Source organism: Winogradskyella thalassocola (assembly GCF_900099995.1).
In the GTDB taxonomy this organism is placed as follows: Bacteria; Bacteroidota; Bacteroidia; order Flavobacteriales; family Flavobacteriaceae; genus Winogradskyella; species Winogradskyella thalassocola.
In genome coordinates this window covers 418,271-437,512 of sequence record NZ_FNCZ01000002.1, presented here as the reverse complement: position 1 = coordinate 437,512, position 19,242 = coordinate 418,271, and the positions used below count along the sequence as shown (strand labels likewise).

The 19,242-nt window shown below is 33.6% G+C and carries 13 protein-coding genes; 3 read left to right on the top strand and 10 right to left on the bottom strand.

All coding sequences use genetic code 11. The features are described 5' to 3' along the window. Window positions 1–62: 62 nt before the first annotated feature. The 6 genes from BLT80_RS08895 to BLT80_RS08870 form a co-directional block, all read right to left on the bottom strand. Window positions 63–2,333, bottom strand: coding sequence for an aconitate hydratase (locus tag BLT80_RS08895; protein ID WP_092467267.1), 2,271 nt, complete (start codon window positions 2,331–2,333; stop codon window positions 63–65). Window positions 2,334–2,541: 208 nt separating this feature from the next. After that, window positions 2,542–5,319: a bifunctional aconitate hydratase 2/2-methylisocitrate dehydratase gene (locus BLT80_RS08890; protein ID WP_092467266.1), complete on the bottom strand. Its 2,778-nt coding sequence runs from the start codon at window positions 5,317–5,319 to the stop codon at window positions 2,542–2,544. Window positions 5,320–5,658: 339 nt separating this feature from the next. Beyond that, window positions 5,659–6,612 carry an AAA family ATPase gene (locus BLT80_RS08885; RefSeq protein WP_092467265.1) on the bottom strand — a complete coding sequence of 318 codons (954 nt, stop codon included), beginning with the start codon at window positions 6,610–6,612 and terminating at the stop codon, window positions 5,659–5,661. A gap of 6 nt (window positions 6,613–6,618) precedes the next feature. Continuing rightward, window positions 6,619–8,073, bottom strand: coding sequence for a peptidylprolyl isomerase (locus BLT80_RS08880; RefSeq protein WP_092467264.1), 1,455 nt, complete (start codon window positions 8,071–8,073; stop codon window positions 6,619–6,621). Then, window positions 8,021–8,872 carry a peptidyl-prolyl cis-trans isomerase gene (locus tag BLT80_RS08875; RefSeq protein WP_245710192.1) on the bottom strand — a complete coding sequence of 284 codons (852 nt, stop codon included), beginning with the start codon at window positions 8,870–8,872 and terminating at the stop codon, window positions 8,021–8,023. The genes BLT80_RS08880 and BLT80_RS08875 overlap by 53 nt, the downstream gene beginning before the upstream one ends. A gap of 10 nt (window positions 8,873–8,882) precedes the next feature. Then, window positions 8,883–10,826 carry a peptidylprolyl isomerase gene (locus BLT80_RS08870; RefSeq protein ID WP_092467262.1) on the bottom strand — a complete coding sequence of 648 codons (1,944 nt, stop codon included), beginning with the start codon at window positions 10,824–10,826 and terminating at the stop codon, window positions 8,883–8,885. 253 nt (window positions 10,827–11,079) lie between these two features. Here BLT80_RS08870 and BLT80_RS08865 point away from each other — a divergent pair, with 253 nt between their 5' ends. Then, complete coding sequence (locus tag BLT80_RS08865; RefSeq protein ID WP_092467261.1) at window positions 11,080–11,529, top strand: SRPBCC family protein; 450 nt, start codon at window positions 11,080–11,082, stop codon at window positions 11,527–11,529. A 51-nt stretch (window positions 11,530–11,580) separates the two neighbouring features. Next, entirely contained in the window at window positions 11,581–11,820 is a 240-nt protein-coding gene (locus BLT80_RS08860; protein WP_092467260.1) for a hypothetical protein, read from the top strand. A gap of 67 nt (window positions 11,821–11,887) precedes the next feature. Here the strand turns inward: BLT80_RS08860 and BLT80_RS08855 are convergent, their stop codons facing one another. From BLT80_RS08855 to BLT80_RS08840, 4 genes are all read right to left on the bottom strand, one after another. Further along, window positions 11,888–13,030, bottom strand: coding sequence for a lycopene cyclase family protein (locus tag BLT80_RS08855; RefSeq protein ID WP_092467259.1), 1,143 nt, complete (start codon window positions 13,028–13,030; stop codon window positions 11,888–11,890). A 66-nt stretch (window positions 13,031–13,096) separates the two neighbouring features. Then, window positions 13,097–13,993 (bottom strand): patatin-like phospholipase family protein, encoded by an 897-nt coding sequence (locus tag BLT80_RS08850; protein ID WP_092467258.1) that lies wholly within the window; start codon window positions 13,991–13,993, stop codon window positions 13,097–13,099. A 27-nt stretch (window positions 13,994–14,020) separates the two neighbouring features. Then, window positions 14,021–14,926: a patatin-like phospholipase family protein gene (locus BLT80_RS08845; protein WP_092467257.1), complete on the bottom strand. Its 906-nt coding sequence runs from the start codon at window positions 14,924–14,926 to the stop codon at window positions 14,021–14,023. Then, window positions 14,926–16,905 (bottom strand): M1 family metallopeptidase, encoded by a 1,980-nt coding sequence (locus BLT80_RS08840; RefSeq protein WP_092467256.1) that lies wholly within the window; start codon window positions 16,903–16,905, stop codon window positions 14,926–14,928. Before BLT80_RS08840 ends, BLT80_RS08845 begins: the two co-directional genes overlap by 1 nt. 207 nt (window positions 16,906–17,112) lie before the next feature. On the opposite strand from BLT80_RS08840, the gene recG reads away from it, so the two are divergent. Beyond that, entirely contained in the window at window positions 17,113–19,215 is a 2,103-nt protein-coding gene (gene recG, locus BLT80_RS08835; RefSeq protein WP_092467255.1) for an ATP-dependent DNA helicase RecG, read from the top strand. The last annotated feature ends 27 nt before the right edge of the window (window positions 19,216–19,242 follow it).

Below are 19,242 nucleotides of genomic sequence, written 5' to 3'. Positions count from 1 at the left end.
AAACACAAAAAAACTCCTAGTTTAAATTACTAGGAGTTCTAATTATATAAAAGGATAGCTTATTAAGCGTTATTTTCCTTCTTAATTAAATTTAAAGCTGAACCTTCATTATACCACTCTATTTGAGCTTGATTATACGTATGGTTTAAAGCAATAACATCTTTACTTCCGTCTGCATGAACAACCTCCATATGTAATTGCTTATCTGGAGCAAATTCATTTAAATCTGTAAAGTTGAACGTATCATCTTCTTGAATTAAGTCGTAATCTGCCTCATTATCAAATGTTAGACCTAACATACCTTGCTTTTTAAGGTTTGTCTCATGAATACGTGCAAAAGATTTAACTATTACTGCCGCAACACCTAAATGTCTTGGCTCCATTGCAGCATGTTCTCTAGACGATCCTTCACCGTAATTATGATCACCAACAACAATTGTTTTGATACCAGCAGCTTTATATGCTCTTGCTGTATCTGGAACACCACCAAACTCACCTGTTAATTGATTTTTTACAAAATTGGTTTTCTTTCCATAAGCATTAACAGCTCCGATTAAGCAGTTATTAGAAATATTATCTAAATGCCCTCTAAATCGCAACCATGGTCCAGCCATAGAAATGTGATCTGTTGTACATTTACCGAAAGCTTTTATTAATAATTTAGCTCCATTAATTTCATTACCAATTGGCTCAAATGGTGTTAATAATTGAATACGTTCTGAATCTGGGTCTACAGAAACGACAACTCCACTTCCATCTGCAACTGGCGCTAAATAACCATTTTCTTTAACTTCAAAGCCTTTTGGAGGCAATTCCCATCCTGTTGGCTCTTCAAACATAACTTCCTCACCGTTTTCATTGATTAGTTTATCCGTTAAAGGATTAAAATCTAAACGACCTGCAATGGCGATTGCCGCAGTTATTTCTGGTGACGCTACAAAAGCATGTGTATTCGGATTCCCATCTGCACGCTTAGCAAAGTTTCTATTAAAAGAATGTACAATACTATTTTTAGGTGCATTTTTAGGATCACTATATCGTGCCCATTGTCCTATACAAGGGCCACAAGCATTTGTAAATATTTTAGCGTCTAATTTTTCAAATATCCCGAGAATTCCATCACGTTCTGCTGTGAATCGAACTTGTTCAGAACCTGGATTAATTCCTAATTCAGATTTCATTTTTAAACCTTTATCTAGTGCTTGTTGTGCAATAGAAGATGCTCTTGATAAATCTTCGTATGATGAGTTAGTACAAGACCCAATAAGTCCCCATTCAACTTGCATAGGCCAATCGTTAGCTTTTGCTTTTTCTGTCATATCACGTCCCACTTCTGTAGACAAATCTGGAGTAAAAGGACCATTCAATAATGGGCCTAATTCAGAAAGATTAATTTCTATGACTTGATCAAAATACTGTTCTGGATTAGCATACACTTCTTCATCTGCTGTTAAGTAAGGTCTAATAGCGTTGGCTGCATCAGCAACATCTGCTCTATCCGTAGCACGTAAATAACGTTCCATAGAATCATCATAACCAAAGGTTGATGTGGTTGCACCAATTTCAGCCCCCATATTACAAATAGTTCCTTTACCAGTACACGACATAGACGTTGCTCCCGGTCCAAAATATTCTACAATCGCACCTGTCCCTCCTTTAACGGTAAGAATTTGAGCTACTTTTAAAATCACATCTTTAGGTGCTGTCCACCCCGAAAGTTTTCCCGTTAATCTTACACCAATTAACTTAGGAAATTTAAGTTCCCAAGCCATTCCTGCCATAACATCCACAGCATCAGCTCCACCAACTCCAATAGCAACCATACCTAATCCACCTGCATTTACAGTATGTGAATCTGTACCAATCATCATTCCACCAGGAAATGCATAATTCTCTAAAACGACTTGGTGAATAATACCAGCTCCTGGTTTCCAGAATCCAATACCATATTTATTTGATACCGATTCTAGGAAGTTAAATACTTCACTACTTGTTTGGTTAGCGTGCTTTAAATCTGTTGCAGCTCCATCTTTAGCCTGGATTAAGTGATCACAATGTACCGTTGTTGGTACAGCTACTTTTGGCTTACCTGCTTGCATAAATTGTAATAAGGCCATTTGCGCTGTTGCATCTTGACAAGCTACACGGTCTGGAGCAAAATCTACATAATCCTTTCCTCTTGTAAACGCCTTATTCGGTTTACCATCCCACAAATGTGAGTATAAAATCTTTTCTGAAAGTGTTAATGGCTTACCTACAATGCCTCTAGCAGCATCGACGCGCTCCGTCATGTTAGCATAAACCTTTTTAATCATATCAATATCAAATGCCATGGAATATCAGTTTTTAATTAATTTTACTAATATACAAAATGCAATATGACTTTAAAAGCGTTCATTACATATAATAGTGATAGTGGAATAAGTATTTTCTATATCATAATTGTTCTAAAATAAAAACAGCAATGTCTTAAAACAAGGTTATAAAAAAAAAGCCTGAATCTAAGATTCAGGCTTTCACTTATATAAAATAAAATTATAATTATCTCACTAATTGCTTTGTTGAAGGCTTAAACTTCGTTAAGACAATACCGTCTACTGCGGCTTCATATTCTGCTAATGTCGGTGTTCTACCTAAAATTGTAGATAATACAACAACTGGAGTAGATGATAATAATGACTCCCCTTTTTTCTCACCAGAATCTTTTACAACTCTACCTTGGAATAAACGTGTTGATGTTGCCATAACCGTATCTCCTGGCGCTGCCTTTTCTTGGTTACCCATACAAAGGTTACATCCTGGACGCTCTAAGTATAACATGTTTTCGTATCCTGTACGCGCTACTCCTTTTGGTGCGTTATCATCGAATTCGAAACCTGAATATCTTACTAAAACTTCCCAATCACCTTCAGCTTTCAACTCATCTACAATATTATATGTAGGAGGAGCTACAACTAATGGCGCTTTGAATTCAACTTTACCGTGTTGCGCTTCAATGTTCTTTAACATTTGCGCTAATATTTTCATATCACCTTTATGAACCATGCAAGATCCTACGAATCCTAAGTCCACTTTTTTAGTACCACCATAAAAAGATAATGGTCTAATATTATCGTGCGTATAACGTTTAGAAACATCCTCATTATTTACATCTGGATCAGCAATCATTGGTTCAGCAATTTCATCTAAATCAATAATAACTTCTGCATGATACTTCGCATTAGCATCTGGTCTTAAAGATGGTTTAATACCTGTTTTAAGTTCCGTGATTCTTGTTTCTGCTTTTTCCACAAGACCTTTAAGTACTTGTTTTGCATTGTCCATTCCTTTATCAATCATGATTTGGATACGACCTTTTGCTATCTCTAAAGATTCAATCAACGTATCATCTTCAGAAATACAGATAGACGCTTTTGCTTTCATCTCTGCTGTCCAATCTGTAAATGTAAAAGCCTCATCTGCAGTTAAAGTTCCAATATGCACTTCAATAATACGTCCTTGAAATACATTTTCACCTCCAAATTGCTTCAACATTTGAGATTGTGTAGCATGAACCACATCACGAAAATCCATATAGGATTTCATTTGTCCTTTAAATGTCACTTTTACTGATTCTGGAATTGGCATAGTAGCCTCGCCTGTAGCCAATGCTAAAGCAACGGTTCCTGAATCGGCTCCAAAAGCAACACCTTTAGACATACGTGTGTGTGAATCTCCACCGATAATAATGTCCCAATCACCAACAGTAATATCGTTCAATACTTTATGAATCACATCCGTCATTGGGAAATATTTCCCTTTAGGATCACGACCTGTAATTAAACCAAAGTCGTTCATAAAACTCATTAATCTTGGTATGTTCGCTTTAGACTTATCATCCCAAACAGACGCTGTATGACAACCCGATTGGTAGGCTCCATCCACAATTGGTGAAATCACTGTAGCAGCCATCATCTCTAATTCTTGAGACGTCATTAAACCTGTAGTATCTTGTGACCCTACAATATTTACTTCTACTCTAACATTAGAACCTGCATGTAACGTTTTGCCTGGTGTAGTTCCGACAGCATTTTTATTAAATATTTTTTCAACAGCTGTTAAGCCTTGACCTTCAATAGAAACCTCTTTTGAAGCTGCATATACTTGAGGAATATCTATACCTAATATTTTGCAAGCTAAAGTTTGTAATTTCTTACCAAATACGACAGCGTAAGACCCCCCTGCTTTAATAAACTCCATTTTTGGTGGCGTTAATGCAGTAGAAATATCTTTTAATTCTTCACCGTCTTTGTATAATTTTTTTGTTTTTGTATTAATTGTTAACACTGTACCTGTATCAACCGAATATGTTTGCTTTAAAATTGGCTCTCCATCTTCGTCTACAATAGTGTTTCCTTCTGCATCTATTTGCTTTACCCAATTTTTTAAATCGATACCAATACCACCAGTTACACTAACTGTTGTTAAGAAAATTGGTGCAATGCCATTTGTACCAGCAATTACTGGAGCATAATTTATAAATGGAACATATTTGCTAAATGGAACGCCTGTCCATAATGCGACATTATTTACACCTGACATTCTTGAAGACCCAACTCCCATGGTTCCTTTTTCAGCGATTAACATCACACGCTTATCTGGATGTTGCTCCTTTAAAGCCAACAATTCATTTTGCATGTCTTTATTATGCTCAAACATACATTGCCCATGTAATTCTCTATCTGATCTAGAGTGCGCATCTGCACCAGGAGATAATAAATCTGTAGAAATATCACCAACACCCGCGATATAAGTTACGACTTCAATCTCTTCTTCAACTTCTGGTAACTTCGTAAAGAATTCAGCTTGTGCGTAACTCTTAATAATATCAGTTGCGATAGTGTTTCCTACTTTAAAAGCATTTTCTAAACGTTCCGTATCTGCTTCATATAAAAACACTTGTGTTTTTAATACTTTAGCAGCGTTTTCTGCAATAGCTGCATCTTCACCTAAAGCCAAATCTAATAACACTTCTACTGAAGGTCCGCCCTTCATATGCGATAGTTGCTCTAAAGCAAAAGCAGGAGTGATTTCTTTAACAACAGATTCACCTAAAATAATTTCTTTTAAAAACTTAGCTTTAACACCAGCTGCCCTAGTTGTACCAGGTAAAACATTATAGATAAAGAAATTAAGAGAATCCTCTCTATATTCGTTATTTAAATCTTTAATCTGATCTATAATCTGACTAAGTAACTCAGCACCATCAATCGGTTGAGGATGAAGCCCTTGAACTTTACGTTCTTCTATTTGCCTTAGGTAATCTGTATAAATGTTCATATAATATATAATAGAATTCTTTGAATGTTTTTACATTTTTTTTTAACCGAAACAAATCTACACATTTTAGATATATGTAACATTATTGACTATTCTTAAAATATATCGTATAATTAATTTTAATTATCACAACATAATCACGTAAAAACCTAACAACAAGCCCCTTAAGTGCAAAGTGAGCCCGTTTTATTATTTAGAATAAGTATGAATTAAAATTCAGCTTTTAAGGAGATATAAATTGTGAAAACACGCATTTGATAGAGATATAAATCAACAAACAAAAGACTTCAATAAAATTAGAAAAAAGGCTGAGCTATATAATCTTAAGCTACGTTTTGGTTAAAACAGACTTTGAATGATCTTTTCGTCTGTAACACCTTCTGCTTCTGCTTTGTAGTTTTTAATAATTCTATGTCTAAGAATTCCGGTTGCTACGGCTTGAACGTTTTCAATATCTGGAGAAAACTTACCAGTTGTAGCTGCATGTGTTTTCGCTGCTAAAATTAAATTCTGAGAGGCTCTTGGTCCTGCTCCCCAATCTACAAACTCTTTTACAATCTCAGCAGCAGTATCTGCTTTAGGTCTCGTTTTAGCGACTAAAGAAACTCCATATTCTATAACATTATCTGCTACTGGAATACGACGAATGACATTTTGAAAATCAATAATTTCCTGAGCTGTAAACAAAGAATTTACTGTCATTTGAACATCTGTAGTCGTAGCTTTTACTACATCTACTTCTTCTTGAAACGAAGGATATTCTAAATTAATAGCAAACATAAAACGGTCTAACTGCGCTTCTGGTAACGGGTAAGTTCCTTCTTGTTCTATTGGGTTTTGAGTTGCCAATACAAAATAAGGTAAATTTAATTTATACTGATGACCAGCAACTGTAACAGAACGCTCTTGCATGGCTTCTAATAAAGCGGCTTGCGTTTTTGGAGGTGTTCTGTTAATCTCATCTGCTAAGACAATATTTGAAAAAATTGGTCCTTTTATGAATTTAAACTGTCTGTTTTCATCTAAAATTTCACTACCAAGAATATCACTTGGCATTAAATCTGGAGTAAACTGAATACGTTTAAAATTTAATCCTAATGCTTGTGCAATAGTATTTACCATTAAGGTTTTTGCCAGTCCTGGAACTCCGATTAAAAGTGAATGACCACCTGAGAAAATAGAAATTAAAATTTGATTTACAACGTCATCTTGACCAATAATAACTTTAGCAACTTCTTGTTTTAGTGCCGTATATTTTTTTACAAAATTTTCAATTATTGCAACATCAGACATACTCTATTATTTTTTTAACCAGTTACTTTGAAAATCACAATCTTTATAAACACCATTAACCTTAACGTAAGTTTCAGCAATAGTCTTTTTTTGCCATTTAGCAATAGCATCAACTTGCTTGTCTTGTAAAGCCAATTCTTTAATCTTTAAATAATCTTTTGCAAAATCTGCTTCATGATCATCTATACGATCTGTAACGGTTAAAATCTTAAATTTTATTCTATTTACACGATCTTCATCTTGTAAAACTTCACTAATCTCACCATCCTTTAAATCTTGAATCTGAGCATACAATTCTGGCTCTATTCTCGTTAATTCAAAATTAAAATCTTGTGTCACTGGGTTGGTCATTTGTCCACCTTCGTACTTAGTTTCTTTTTCATCACTAAACTCTCTTGCAGCTTCAGCAAAAGTCAATGTGCCATCAGCAATCTTTGCTCTCACTTCATCAATTTCGTCTTTAGCTTTTTGAATGGCTTCTTGAGTGAGGTCTGGGCGAATTAAAATGTGTCTTACATCGTATTCTTGACCTCTAATTTTTTCTAATAAAATTATATGATATCCAAAATCTGTTTCAAACGGTTCCGAAATTTCACCTTCTTCCATTGAAAAAGCAACATCTCTAAACTCTTTTACCATTCTAGGCTGATTTCTGTTTAACGTATATTTTCCACCTGTAGATTTAGACGCAGAGTCTTCCGTATAAAACAATACTTTAGTCGTAAAGCTAGATCCGTTTTCTTCAACATCTTTTTTGAATCCTTTCAACTTATCTATAACGGCTTGTTTAGATTCTTCCGTTACCTCTGGAATAATTACAATTTGAGCCAGTTTAAGTTCGGTTCCAAATATTGGACGTTCGTCTACTGGAATATCATTAAAAAATGTACGAACCTCTTCTGGTGTCACCTCAATATCTCCAGTAACTTTGGTTCTCATTTCTTGCGCGAGATACCCATTTTTATTAATCTCATACATCTCATCACGTAAGGCTTGTTCAGAATCTTTCTTATAGAAATCTAATAAACCTTGCATATCTCCTTTGGTTTGTGCCAAAATGCCTTGAATTTGCTGTTCCGTACGCGACTTAATATATAATTCGTTTACAATAACACTATCTTGAATGGCTTGATGCGCATACAACTTACTTTCTAATAAACTTCCAAAAAGCTCACATCGTGTTACGTCTTTTAAATCCGCACCTTGCGCTTTAAGTTGCGCTATTTCTCTATCTAAATCAGATTCTAGAATAATAAAATCACCAACAACAGCGGCAACTCCATCTGCTTTAATTCTAGTTTTATTTACTAAAGTATCTTTGGTTTGTTCTACTTCTACAACTTCATCGCTTATGATTTCTTGAGCATTAGTAAAGTTGAAAGAAATAAAGCCAACCAAAAGGGTTGCTTTAATTATAAGTTTGGAATTTATTTTGTTTAATAGCATCGTTTGTAATATCATTTTCGAGTTGCTTAATGAGCTCTAATTTTCTCTTGTTTATAACAATTTTTTTAATCGACGAATTTACATAATCCAAAGGTGCATAGTCGTTTTGAAGTCGCACGTCGTTTACTAACATCAAATATAGGTTTAATGAATCTTTGAGCTGTAAGAAATTAGTTTTTTTTAACAGTTCATTTTTATTCGCATTATTGATAATAGGAATTTTATCTGCTACACGACTTAATTTTAACCAAAGTGAATCATTTAAAGAATACGACTTAAACTGAACAGAAATAGAATCTAAATACATTTTGTCTTTAGATTGGAAGCGTTGAAATCGTTTTTTAATCGTATCTAAGTTAACCGGATTTAATGGTAAACTTATATATCTAAACTGAATTAAATCGTCGTTTAGTTTAAAAGACTCTATATTATTATCGTAGAATAACTGTGCTGTTTCGCGTTGCACTACAGAATCAATATTTTTCTTAACCAAGCCTTCTAGATACGCTTTGGTGTATAAATCATTTTTATATTGCTCTACTAATTTAGAGAATTCATTTTGTTTCTCTTCCGAAAGATTCACTAATGCACCATCCATTAAAAGTAAGCGTCTCGCCCAACGATTAATATAAGCGTTTACCATTAAGGTACTATCTTCTTTAGAAGTGCCTTTTGGAACCACATCCTTAATGTCATCCCTATAAAGAAAACTCTCATTAACTCTGGCCACTGGGTTTTGACCATCAGACTTTTTAAATAAGTCGCAGCTAGTAAAAAGCAAACAAATACTGAATATGTATAAAAAATGTTTCAAAAATTATGAATTAGTTTCCAATTTCAGCTTTAACTGCCTTAAGTGTTTCTTGGTTTACTTCTATTTTGAAGCGATTGTATAACTCATTAATCCAATTGGTCTCTATTTCGGTTTGGTAGTCATTAATAACGTTTCCTTTAGCTTCTTCCAATGTTTTTTGTCCTGCTGGTAAAACCTCTACGACATTAATAACGTGAAATGCTTCATTATGTTTATAAATCTCTGAAATACCTTTTTTAGCTTCGAGATTTGATGGCAGAATAGGATTATCTAATGTATAAGTCCCTTTTGTAAAGATAACGTTCTGCTTATCGCTAGTGTTTAATTTATTTTTAATAGCATCTTCAGATTCACCTTTTTTCATCATTTTAAGGATTTTCTTCATTTGAGATTTATCTGCAGATGATGCCATAATCACTTCAATTCGCTCTGTCCATTGATAATTAGATTGATTTTTGCTATAATACGTTTCAATACCTGTAGAATCTTTAGAAGCTTTGTTCCAAACCTCATTTTCCATTAAATCGAACAACAATAGCCCATCTCTATATTCTTTTAAAATATTTGCATACTCTATATTCTCTACTTCTAAATTATCTTCTCTGTATTGAAGAATTGATTTTTCAAAATAGCTATCGAACTCTTTATCGATAATAGTTTGGAAAGGAATCGTTTTACCTGAATAAATACGTTGTGCATTTACTAAATGTTTTCCAAAATCTTCATAAGTAAAAGCAGTCTTATTTATAGAAAACAAAGTTTCATTGACCTTAAAATCTGCAGGTAAACTCCAGGTACGACTATAGAACTCATTAGAAAGTATAGACGTAAAATAAGACTTAGCCTCAGAATTATAAGTTATTTTATATTTATCCGTTAGCTTAGTGATTAACGCTTCTTGAATTAATTTAGACCTTGAATCTCTTTTCACTTTTGACTCAAAAGCATCCTTTACGTTTTCTAATGGTTCAATTGGCTGAAGCTCAATTCGCTTTACAATATGCCAACCATAAGCAGATTTAAACGGCTTGCTTACATCCCCATCATTTTTTAAAGCAAAAGCGGTATCTTCAAATTCCGCAGAACTTAATTGACCACTTTTAAAAGGTGCTATTTTCCCTCCTTCTCTAGCTGAACTTTTATCCTCTGAAAATTGTTTCGCTAAAGCATCGAAACTTTCGCCTTGATTTAGTTTTTTATAGATGTCATTAATACGACCTTCCGGATTAGCTAGTGAATCTTTCGGATTTAAATTCACCATTATATGTGCTACTGTTATAGTACCTCTAGATGGTCGTCTATCATTAACTTTGACCACATGATAACCAAACTGAGTTCGGAAAGGCATTGAAATCTCACCAGCTTTCGTATTGTAAGCTGCTGTTTCAAAATCGTAAACCATTTTAAACGCTGAGAAATAACCTAAGTCTTCAAGAAAGATTGTATTTCCGTTATGCATTTCTGCTTTAACTTTATCAAACCCCTCTTCTAACACACGATTTCTTAAAGCTAACACCTCGTTGTATGCATTTAAAGTATCTTTTACTGATGGATCTAGACGCACTAAAATATGTGACGCATTAATATCTAAATTACTACGGTCATATGCCTCATTCACCAAGTGTTCAGTTACTTTATTCTCTGAAATATAATTACTAATTAACTGTTTCTTATATCTAGAAAATTCGCGTTGGTAGTTTTTATCTTCATCTAACTTCAGACGTTTAGCTTCTTTTAGTTTTAATTGATATTCTGTAAATAATTTTAAATAACCATCAATATCCTTCTGACTTTCATCTTGAACTAAATCTAAATTTTTATTATAGACTCTTAAAAATTCTGAAGCCATGATTGGCTCTCCATCTACTTTGAGAAGCACGGCGTCATTATCTTGTGAAAAAGAAAAATTTAGTGCAAAAAACACTAAAAACAAACATTTCATATTAAGTTTCATAATTTAATCTTGATTTGTATTAAAATAAATAACGTACTTTTAAAACTCAGCAAAAGTAACATAAATAGCGTATTTAGCAAGAGGATTAAATGGCATTATTTTAATAATTACTGCTAGTTACGTAGTAAAAATCATACCGTAATAACAAGTTGTAATATTTTACGATGATTTTAACAATTAAAAACGTCTAACATCGATTAGATTTAAATTTCACCATCGCTTTTTATATTTTTATAAAAATCGTCAGAACAGCATGGAATACACCAATGAAATCCTAATTAAGAAATCCATTTCAGAAGTTATCAAAAAATACAATTCTACTGCCAACTTAAAACATTGGCAAGAAGGTTTGGTAAGCACTGAACATATTTCTGGAAACCCTAGTGAACTTGGTGCAAAAATGAAATTAATCTTTAGTTTTGGGAAACGTAAAATGGAAGTGATAGAAACGGTTACAAAACAACAACTCCCGAATGAATTACACGTTACCTACACAACAAATGGTGTTCGAAATATTCAGGAGAATTACTTTAAAGTTATTGAAAACAACGCTACACAATGGATTTCTAAAACAGAATGTCAGCCCACAAGTTTCAAAATGAGTGTAATGCTGTTTTTAATGCCAAGTCTATTTAAGAAACAGACCGAAACTTATATGAGTAATTTTAAAAATTTTGTTGAACAAGGAATTTCTATTGGTTAGTCTAACATCAGGACGAATTTAACTTTTAACAGAAACAACAGAATTTAAGCCATGCGAAAATTAAAATTGATTTGGGATTTTAGAGGACCTGCAGGACAAAAAACAGCAGAACATCACCTCATACACCTAAAGGAATATATTGAAATCAACAACTTAGACATCACTATTACTGGTGTAGAAACCTTAAGTGACATGCATAGTTTAGCTTTTTTGGTCGTAGATGAAGCAAAAATGAAACCGATAAGAGACTCTTTGAAACCCCATAGAGGACAAGTATATTCTGGTACTTAAAGGAACTCATGCAAAGAAAACAAGTAGCACATCCTATTATATTGTAATATCCTTTTTAAAATCTGAATTAAAATAGTCGTTTTAAAAAGGCTTGAATAAATCGTTTAGGCGGAACCGACAAAATGATTCTTAAATCTTCTAAAAACGTAGAATCTTCGTCTAAAAACTTAAATATAGTTTTAACATCTGCCTTTTTAAACATGGAAGAAAAAAGTGCTGCTCCTTCATGATTATGATTTGCTAAAACATCTAAAAATATTAAATCGTAAAATCTATATTTTGTAGCTCTATCAAACTTAGATAAGTCACCGTCTTTTTTCAAAAAAGACACAAGGTCTTTTGTTTTTTTTGATGTGTTCATAAAGGTATAACCCGTACTCGCTTTTGTCCAACCACCAGCTGTTCCAATATTTAATATGTGTTCAGAATTTAAGTCGTTAAACTTAAAAGATGTCATAGGAATAACCCCTTTTTCTTTTTCAACAATTTCGTAATCTAATATGTTTTTATTCTTTAAGTAATTTTTAATAGAATCCTCATAATCAGAAAGTTCCAACAACTCTTTTGAAAATAATGTATATTCAAATAAGGCTGTTTTTTTATCAATCGGCAGCACATACATAAAACGTGTATTGCCCTTTTGTGGTACTGAAAAATCCATGAATGTGGCCTCAGAGTCATCGAATGAATCGGCTTTTGTTTTTACAAACCAACCTACAAAATGCTGATGCATTAAAGGATACCTATTTTGCAATTTATAAACCTCTGGGTCTGGTATACTATTGAAGAGTTTTGACCCCAAATAATTCTCACTTTTTGTGACGACTTCAACACCTGTTTTTAATTCCGAAAAACTATCGACTTCTTCTTCAATAAAACTAAAATTAGATTTAGAGTTTATACTTTTCCAAAGTGAGCCATAAAAGACTTCACTTCTAATCATTTTGTAATGAAATGGAGAAATAGAAATGGTTTTAGAAAATGCATCACTTCCAAAGTAAATATTACTCCATGTTTTAACTAAGAGATCATCCCATTCTCCTATCCCTTCTTCCCAAAAGCACCAAGTTCTATCGTTGCCCTTATCTTTTGTTTGGTCTATTATTAAAATAGATTTATCATCAAAAAAAAGATCTTGCGACATGCGGTATGCCAACAGTAAGCCCGAAGCACCTGCTCCCAATATAATATAATCGTATTGTAATTCCATTTAATAACCCAATTATTGAAATTTTAAACAACAGAATGATGCCTCTGCTTTTTTAAATAAAAGCATCTATTTTTCATGTTTCTTTTCATGCCTTCGCTCAGCATACTCATAGCCTTCACTCCACCATTTCTCCATTAGTCGCTTGCTAAAAATTAAAGAATTTTCGGTGAGACTAGTCGGTGTATAGTACAAATTGAGTTTCACATTTCTATTGCGAGCAGCCAATTTTCCTATGATAATATCATTTCGCTCTACCTGATCTAATAGATGTCCAAACAAGCTAATCATTAATGAAAATGGATTTTTTCCGAGGACTTTCTGCTTTCCTAAAGTTTCCGCTTCCAAAACAATAGCATCCACTTCTGTCGCACCGCGCTGAATAGCTTCTCTAATAGGAATTACAGACCCTAATCCACCATCAGCATACTCATAACCATCTACTTTTGCCAAGGACATAAATGGAATGTAATTACAAGAAATCCATATCCAATTACAAAATTCCTCATAAGAACACTCTTGTATAGATTTATATTCCACACGATTCATAGATAGATTAGAAACCGTCACGACTACATCGTGTTTTTCCTTTCTAATTTTTACGTATTCCTCATAAGTCACATTTTTTCTAATATGACGTCTTAAGGCTTTACTTTCACCAAATGTCCGCTTACGTCTAATAAACTGCCATAATGAATTTATAAAATCAATAGAGACATATTCTCTATCTCCTTTTTTGTGTTGCACAAAAGGACTTATACTAAAAATATCGTGCTGCTGTACATTAGTAAAAATATCATAGAGTTTACCAATTTCGTTAACCGCTAAATGCGGAACCAAAAGACTTCCTGTTGATGTTCCTAAAAACAAATCGTAATTATGTTTTTCGCGCTCCATTAAATATTGCGCAACACCTCCTGCAAACGCTCCCTTACTTCCTCCTCCAGATATCACTAATGCTCGCATTTAATTACCGTTTTTTTTATTGTTAAATTATTCTGTTTCTAATGGACTAACTTCTTCATTTTTAAATTTGGCATAATTAAGGCCACTCTCCCACCATTTCGTCATTTTAACTTTATCAAAAACTAATGAATTGGTAGTTAAAACTGTTGGAGTATAATAAAAATTAATGATAGCGTTTTGATTTGAAGCCACAAACTTACCGATTTTAATATTTTGACTTTCGATCCTATCTAACATAAACGCAAACATATTAGTCAATAGTGAAAATGCATTGGTTGATGGCATTCTATTGAGTTGACTAACTTCTGTTTGTAAAACAATGGCATCTACTGATGTTGCTCCCCGCTTAATCGCTTCTTCTATAGGTACCATAACACCAAGCCCCCCATCTGCATATTCGCAACCATTTTTCTTTACTAAAGACATAAACGGTGTGTAATTGCACGACACCCAAATCCATTCGCAAAATTCTTCGTAATCAAAATCTTTAATAGATTTATACTCTAACTGATTGAGCGACAAATTAGAAACAGTAACAACAATATCTGTATGACTTTCTCGAAGTAACACAAACTCCGCTTTAGTCAAAGTTCTTTTTATAAGTTGCTTTAGATTAAGAGATGTCCCAAACGTCTTATTACCTTTTAATAAATTTAGCAGTACTACAAAATGATTAATCGCTATCGTTTCGACACCTTTTTTCCTTTTGGTAATAAACGGGCAACTATCAAATATTGCATCATTATTTACATTTGTATAAACGTGTTTTATTTTATCAACCCGGTTTAATCCTAAATGAGATACCAAAAGACTTCCTGTAGACGTCCCAATAAACAAATCGTACTTATGCTTTTTATTTTCAATAAGATACTGAGCTACACCACCTGCAAATGCGCCTTTACTTCCACCTCCAGATATTACTAATGCTCTCATTAATCTTCTTTTTTCTCTAGTTTCTCGGACAGTTCTTTCGCAAATTTAACTAGTTTCCAGTTGTGATGTGATTTTGCTAATTCTAAATTAGATTGACACTCCTCATTACAAGACTTAATTAAATCTAAATAATTAAAGGCTTTAATTCTTACGTCTGCATTGTATTTTTCATCGGTATACCCTATCAACTCGTTAAACAATTCTTGTTTATTATCTGCTTCGTAATAAGGTGTATTTAAATTTAACACAATCCACAGCATCCGCACATTCTTATCATTAAAGCCAATTATTCTTCGTGTTTTAGAAAGGTATTTCGAACGTTCTAATGGAAAATTAACCCAAAGATTATATAAGGCGTTTTCTATGGTAACATAAGACTTATCATCCAATAAGGATTCATAATCCTCTTTTAAAGCCTTAGGTATTTTAGTTACATGTTCTGAAATAGCTTGTCTCACTTTTAAGCTATTCTTAAACACATCTGTCGTTACCAATGCTGGCACTTGGGAAATCACTTTCACTTTTGCTTCATCAGAAACATAATACTTAAGATATTCTTCACATTTAGACGATTTTGCTTCGCAATCTACCATCGCATATTCATTTATAAAACTAGATTGTCGCTTCAAAATTGTAAAAGCTTCATCATAAGGAAATGCTTTGTTTTTAATCCAATAATTGACAAAATGCGATAAGGATTGACCATGTAGCTTTTCAACTTGAGCAATAAAATCAGAAGTTTCAACATTACTAAATTGATACTTATCTAAATAATTTTTAACAGCTTTCTTAAAGACGACATCACCAACTTCATCCCTTAAAGCATGTAAAACCCATGCTCCACGCTGATAAAATGTTAAACTACTAGATTTAGGATCTAAAAGCGATGTCCCATTACCTGAAAGATCTTGTCTACTTAACTCCAAGACGGACTCCAATAACTTATAATAGAAATAATTATCTCCAAAAATATCGCGTTCCGCCAAAAGCGCATAATACGTTGCAAATCCTTCTTGCAACCAATGGTGTTCCCCTGATTTAGCAGTAACCAAATCACCAAACCATTGATGCGCTAGCTCGTGCGCATTGACATTGACATAATTTTTATCATTAAATCCAATACCATCCACCATAAAAGCATCTGAAAAAATAGTAAGGCTTGTATTTTCCATGCCTGCATATAGAAAATCGTGAACAGGAACTTGCTTGTAGTTTTGCCACGGATAAGGAAAACCTATTTCCTCTTCTAGGAAATTAAACATTTGTTCAGAATAGCGATATGTCGGCTCTACTTTTAAGGAATCTTCTGGGTAATAGTAATATTCTAAAGGAATACCACTTTGGGACGTTTTTGTTATTTTGTTGTATTTACCATAAACTAAAGCCAATAAATAGCTCGATATCGGTTTTTGCATTTGATATGAAACCTTTACCAAACTATCCTGCAATGGACTATTTACTGTATTTAAACCGTTGGCGATAAAGCTATATTCAGATTCCTTAACCGTGCTTAAATTGAAAATGATTTTATCATTAACATCATCTATACTAGGAAACCAATGGCTTGTATACTTCCCTTGGCCTTGTGTCCACACTTGAGGTTCATTTTCTCGTTTCAAAAAATACAATGCTTTTTTAGGCTTAACAGAGTAATCAAAATAGACGGTATAAGACTGACTTTTTTCAAACAGATATTTAAAATAGATTTTATTGTCTTCGTAAGAATAGTCCAATTCCTTTACATTAGAATCACCTACTCTTATCTCAACATTTTCGAATGTCATATTCACAGCATCTAAAAATATGGAGTCTGTTGATTTCGTAATATCGAGATTATACCAAATTGTTCCTTTAACCATTGAAGAATCTGGAACGATACTAAGCATTCCATTCGCTCTTTTAAAATCCACGTATTCAGTCTGCTGAGCAAAAGTCAAAGTCGTAATAAAAACACAAAAGGCAACAAAAAATTTCTTCATAAAATTTAACTAGTCAAGAATAAGACCAAAGTACGGAATTCAACGCTTATATCACAAAAACTAAATTCTAAAAATTATATTGCTATGATTGCATTTGATTCCATCCTACACAGAAATAACAAACCTAAAGTTCACTGATTAAATAAAAGTAAAATTCTTCATAAGATGAGATTCCTACGTTCGCAGGAATTTGGTAAATTCGCAATTATGAGTGTGAATTTACAAACTCCCATCGATTATCTTAAAGGCGTTGGTCCCAACCGAGCAGATTTACTACGCTCAGAATTGGGTATTCAGACTTATCAAGATCTTCTTAATCTATTTCCAAATCGATATATCGATCGCACTAGGTATTATAAAATCAATGAATTACAGCGTAATAATGCCGAGGTTCAAATCATTGGAAAAATTATAGGATTTAGAGAAGTCGCTCAAAAAAGAGGCAAGCGTTTAGTCGCAGACTTTAGAGACGACACAGGCATGATGGAACTCGTTTGGTTTAGAGGTCAGAAGTGGATACGCGACAACCTAAAGACAGGTCAAACTTATGTTATTTTTGGAAAAACTAATTGGTTTAGTGGTAAATTTAATATGCCACATCCTGAAATAGAATTGCAATCTGAACACGAAAGTAATTTGCGTTCAGCCATGCAAGCCATTTATCCTTCTACCGAAAAGTTATCCAATAAAGGTGTTACAAATAAAGTTGTAACCAATATAATGCAGCAATTATTTTTGGAAACCAAAGGTCGGTTTGTAGAAACGTTGCCCGATTCAGTTATGGCTGAATTAAAATTAATTTCCAAATCTGAAGCGCTTTTTAATATTCATTTTCCGAAGACTCCAGAGCTGTTAGCAAGGGCACAATTTCGATTAAAATTTGAAGAATTATTTTACATTCAGCTGCAGTTAATTATCAAAAATCTCATTCATAAATCGAAAATAAAAGGCTTTACTTTTGATAAAGTAGGAGACTATTTTAACACCTTTTACAAAGACTATTTACCCTTCGAATTAACCAATGCACAGAAGCGTGTTTTAAAAGAAATTAGACGCGATTTAGGCAGTAATGCCCAGATGAATCGCCTTTTACAAGGAGATGTAGGCTCAGGAAAGACCATAGTCGCGTTTATGTCAATGCTCATGGGGCTTGACAACGGTTACCAATGCTGTCTAATTGCTCCTACTGCTATTTTGTCAGTTCAGCACTACCAAGGATTAAGTGACTTATGCAAACCTCTAGGAATCAGTGTATCACTTCTTCAAGGTTCAACCAAAGCTTCAGAACGAAGAATCATTCATGAAAATCTAGAAAATGGCAATTTACAGATCCTAATTGGCACTCATGCTTTACTTGAAGATAAGGTTAAATTTAAGAATTTAGGACTCGCTATTATTGATGAACAACACCGTTTTGGAGTCAAGCAACGATCGAAATTATGGCATAAAAACACCCTTCCTCCAAACGTCTTGGTAATGACCGCTACTCCAATTCCGAGAACCTTAGCCATGTCTGTTTATGGCGACTTGGATATCTCTGTAATTGATGAATTACCAGCAGGAAGAAAACCCATAAAAACGGTTCACAGATTTGATAATAACCGACTGAAAGTTTTCAAATTTATGAAAGATGAAATCGCTTTAGGTCGTCAAATTTATATCGTCTATCCATTAATTCAAGAAAATGAAACCATGGATTATAAAGATCTAATGGATGGTTATGAAAGTGTGTCTCGAGAGTTTCCAATGCCAGATTATCAGATTTCAATTGTTCATGGAAAAATGAAACCTGCCGACAAAGATTACGAAATGCAACGTTTTGTAAAAGGCGAAACTCAAATTATGGTGGCAACAACCGTTATTGAAGTTGGTGTTAATGTGCCCAATGCCTCTGTTATGATTATTGAAAGCGCAGAACGCTTTGGATTATCGCAATTACACCAATTGCGCGGACGTGTTGGTCGTGGTGCTGAGCAGAGTTATTGTATCTTAATGACAAGCCACAAACTGAGTCAAGATAGTAAAACCAGACTAGAAACCATGGTACGCAGCAGTGATGGCTTTGAAATTGCTGAGGTTGATCTAAAATTACGTGGACCAGGCGATCTTATGGGCACTCAACAAAGTGGTGTTTTAAACCTTAGAATTGCAGATATTGTAAAAGACAAGGATATCTTAGAGCAATCGCGTTATTATGCTAAAAACATTCTGAAATTAGATCCCAGCTTAGCGTCTTCAGAACACAGTGTCATACTCCATACCTATAGACAAATGAGCAAGTATCGCAACATTTGGAATTATATTTCATAAACAATTGAATAGTCATTTTAACAGTTC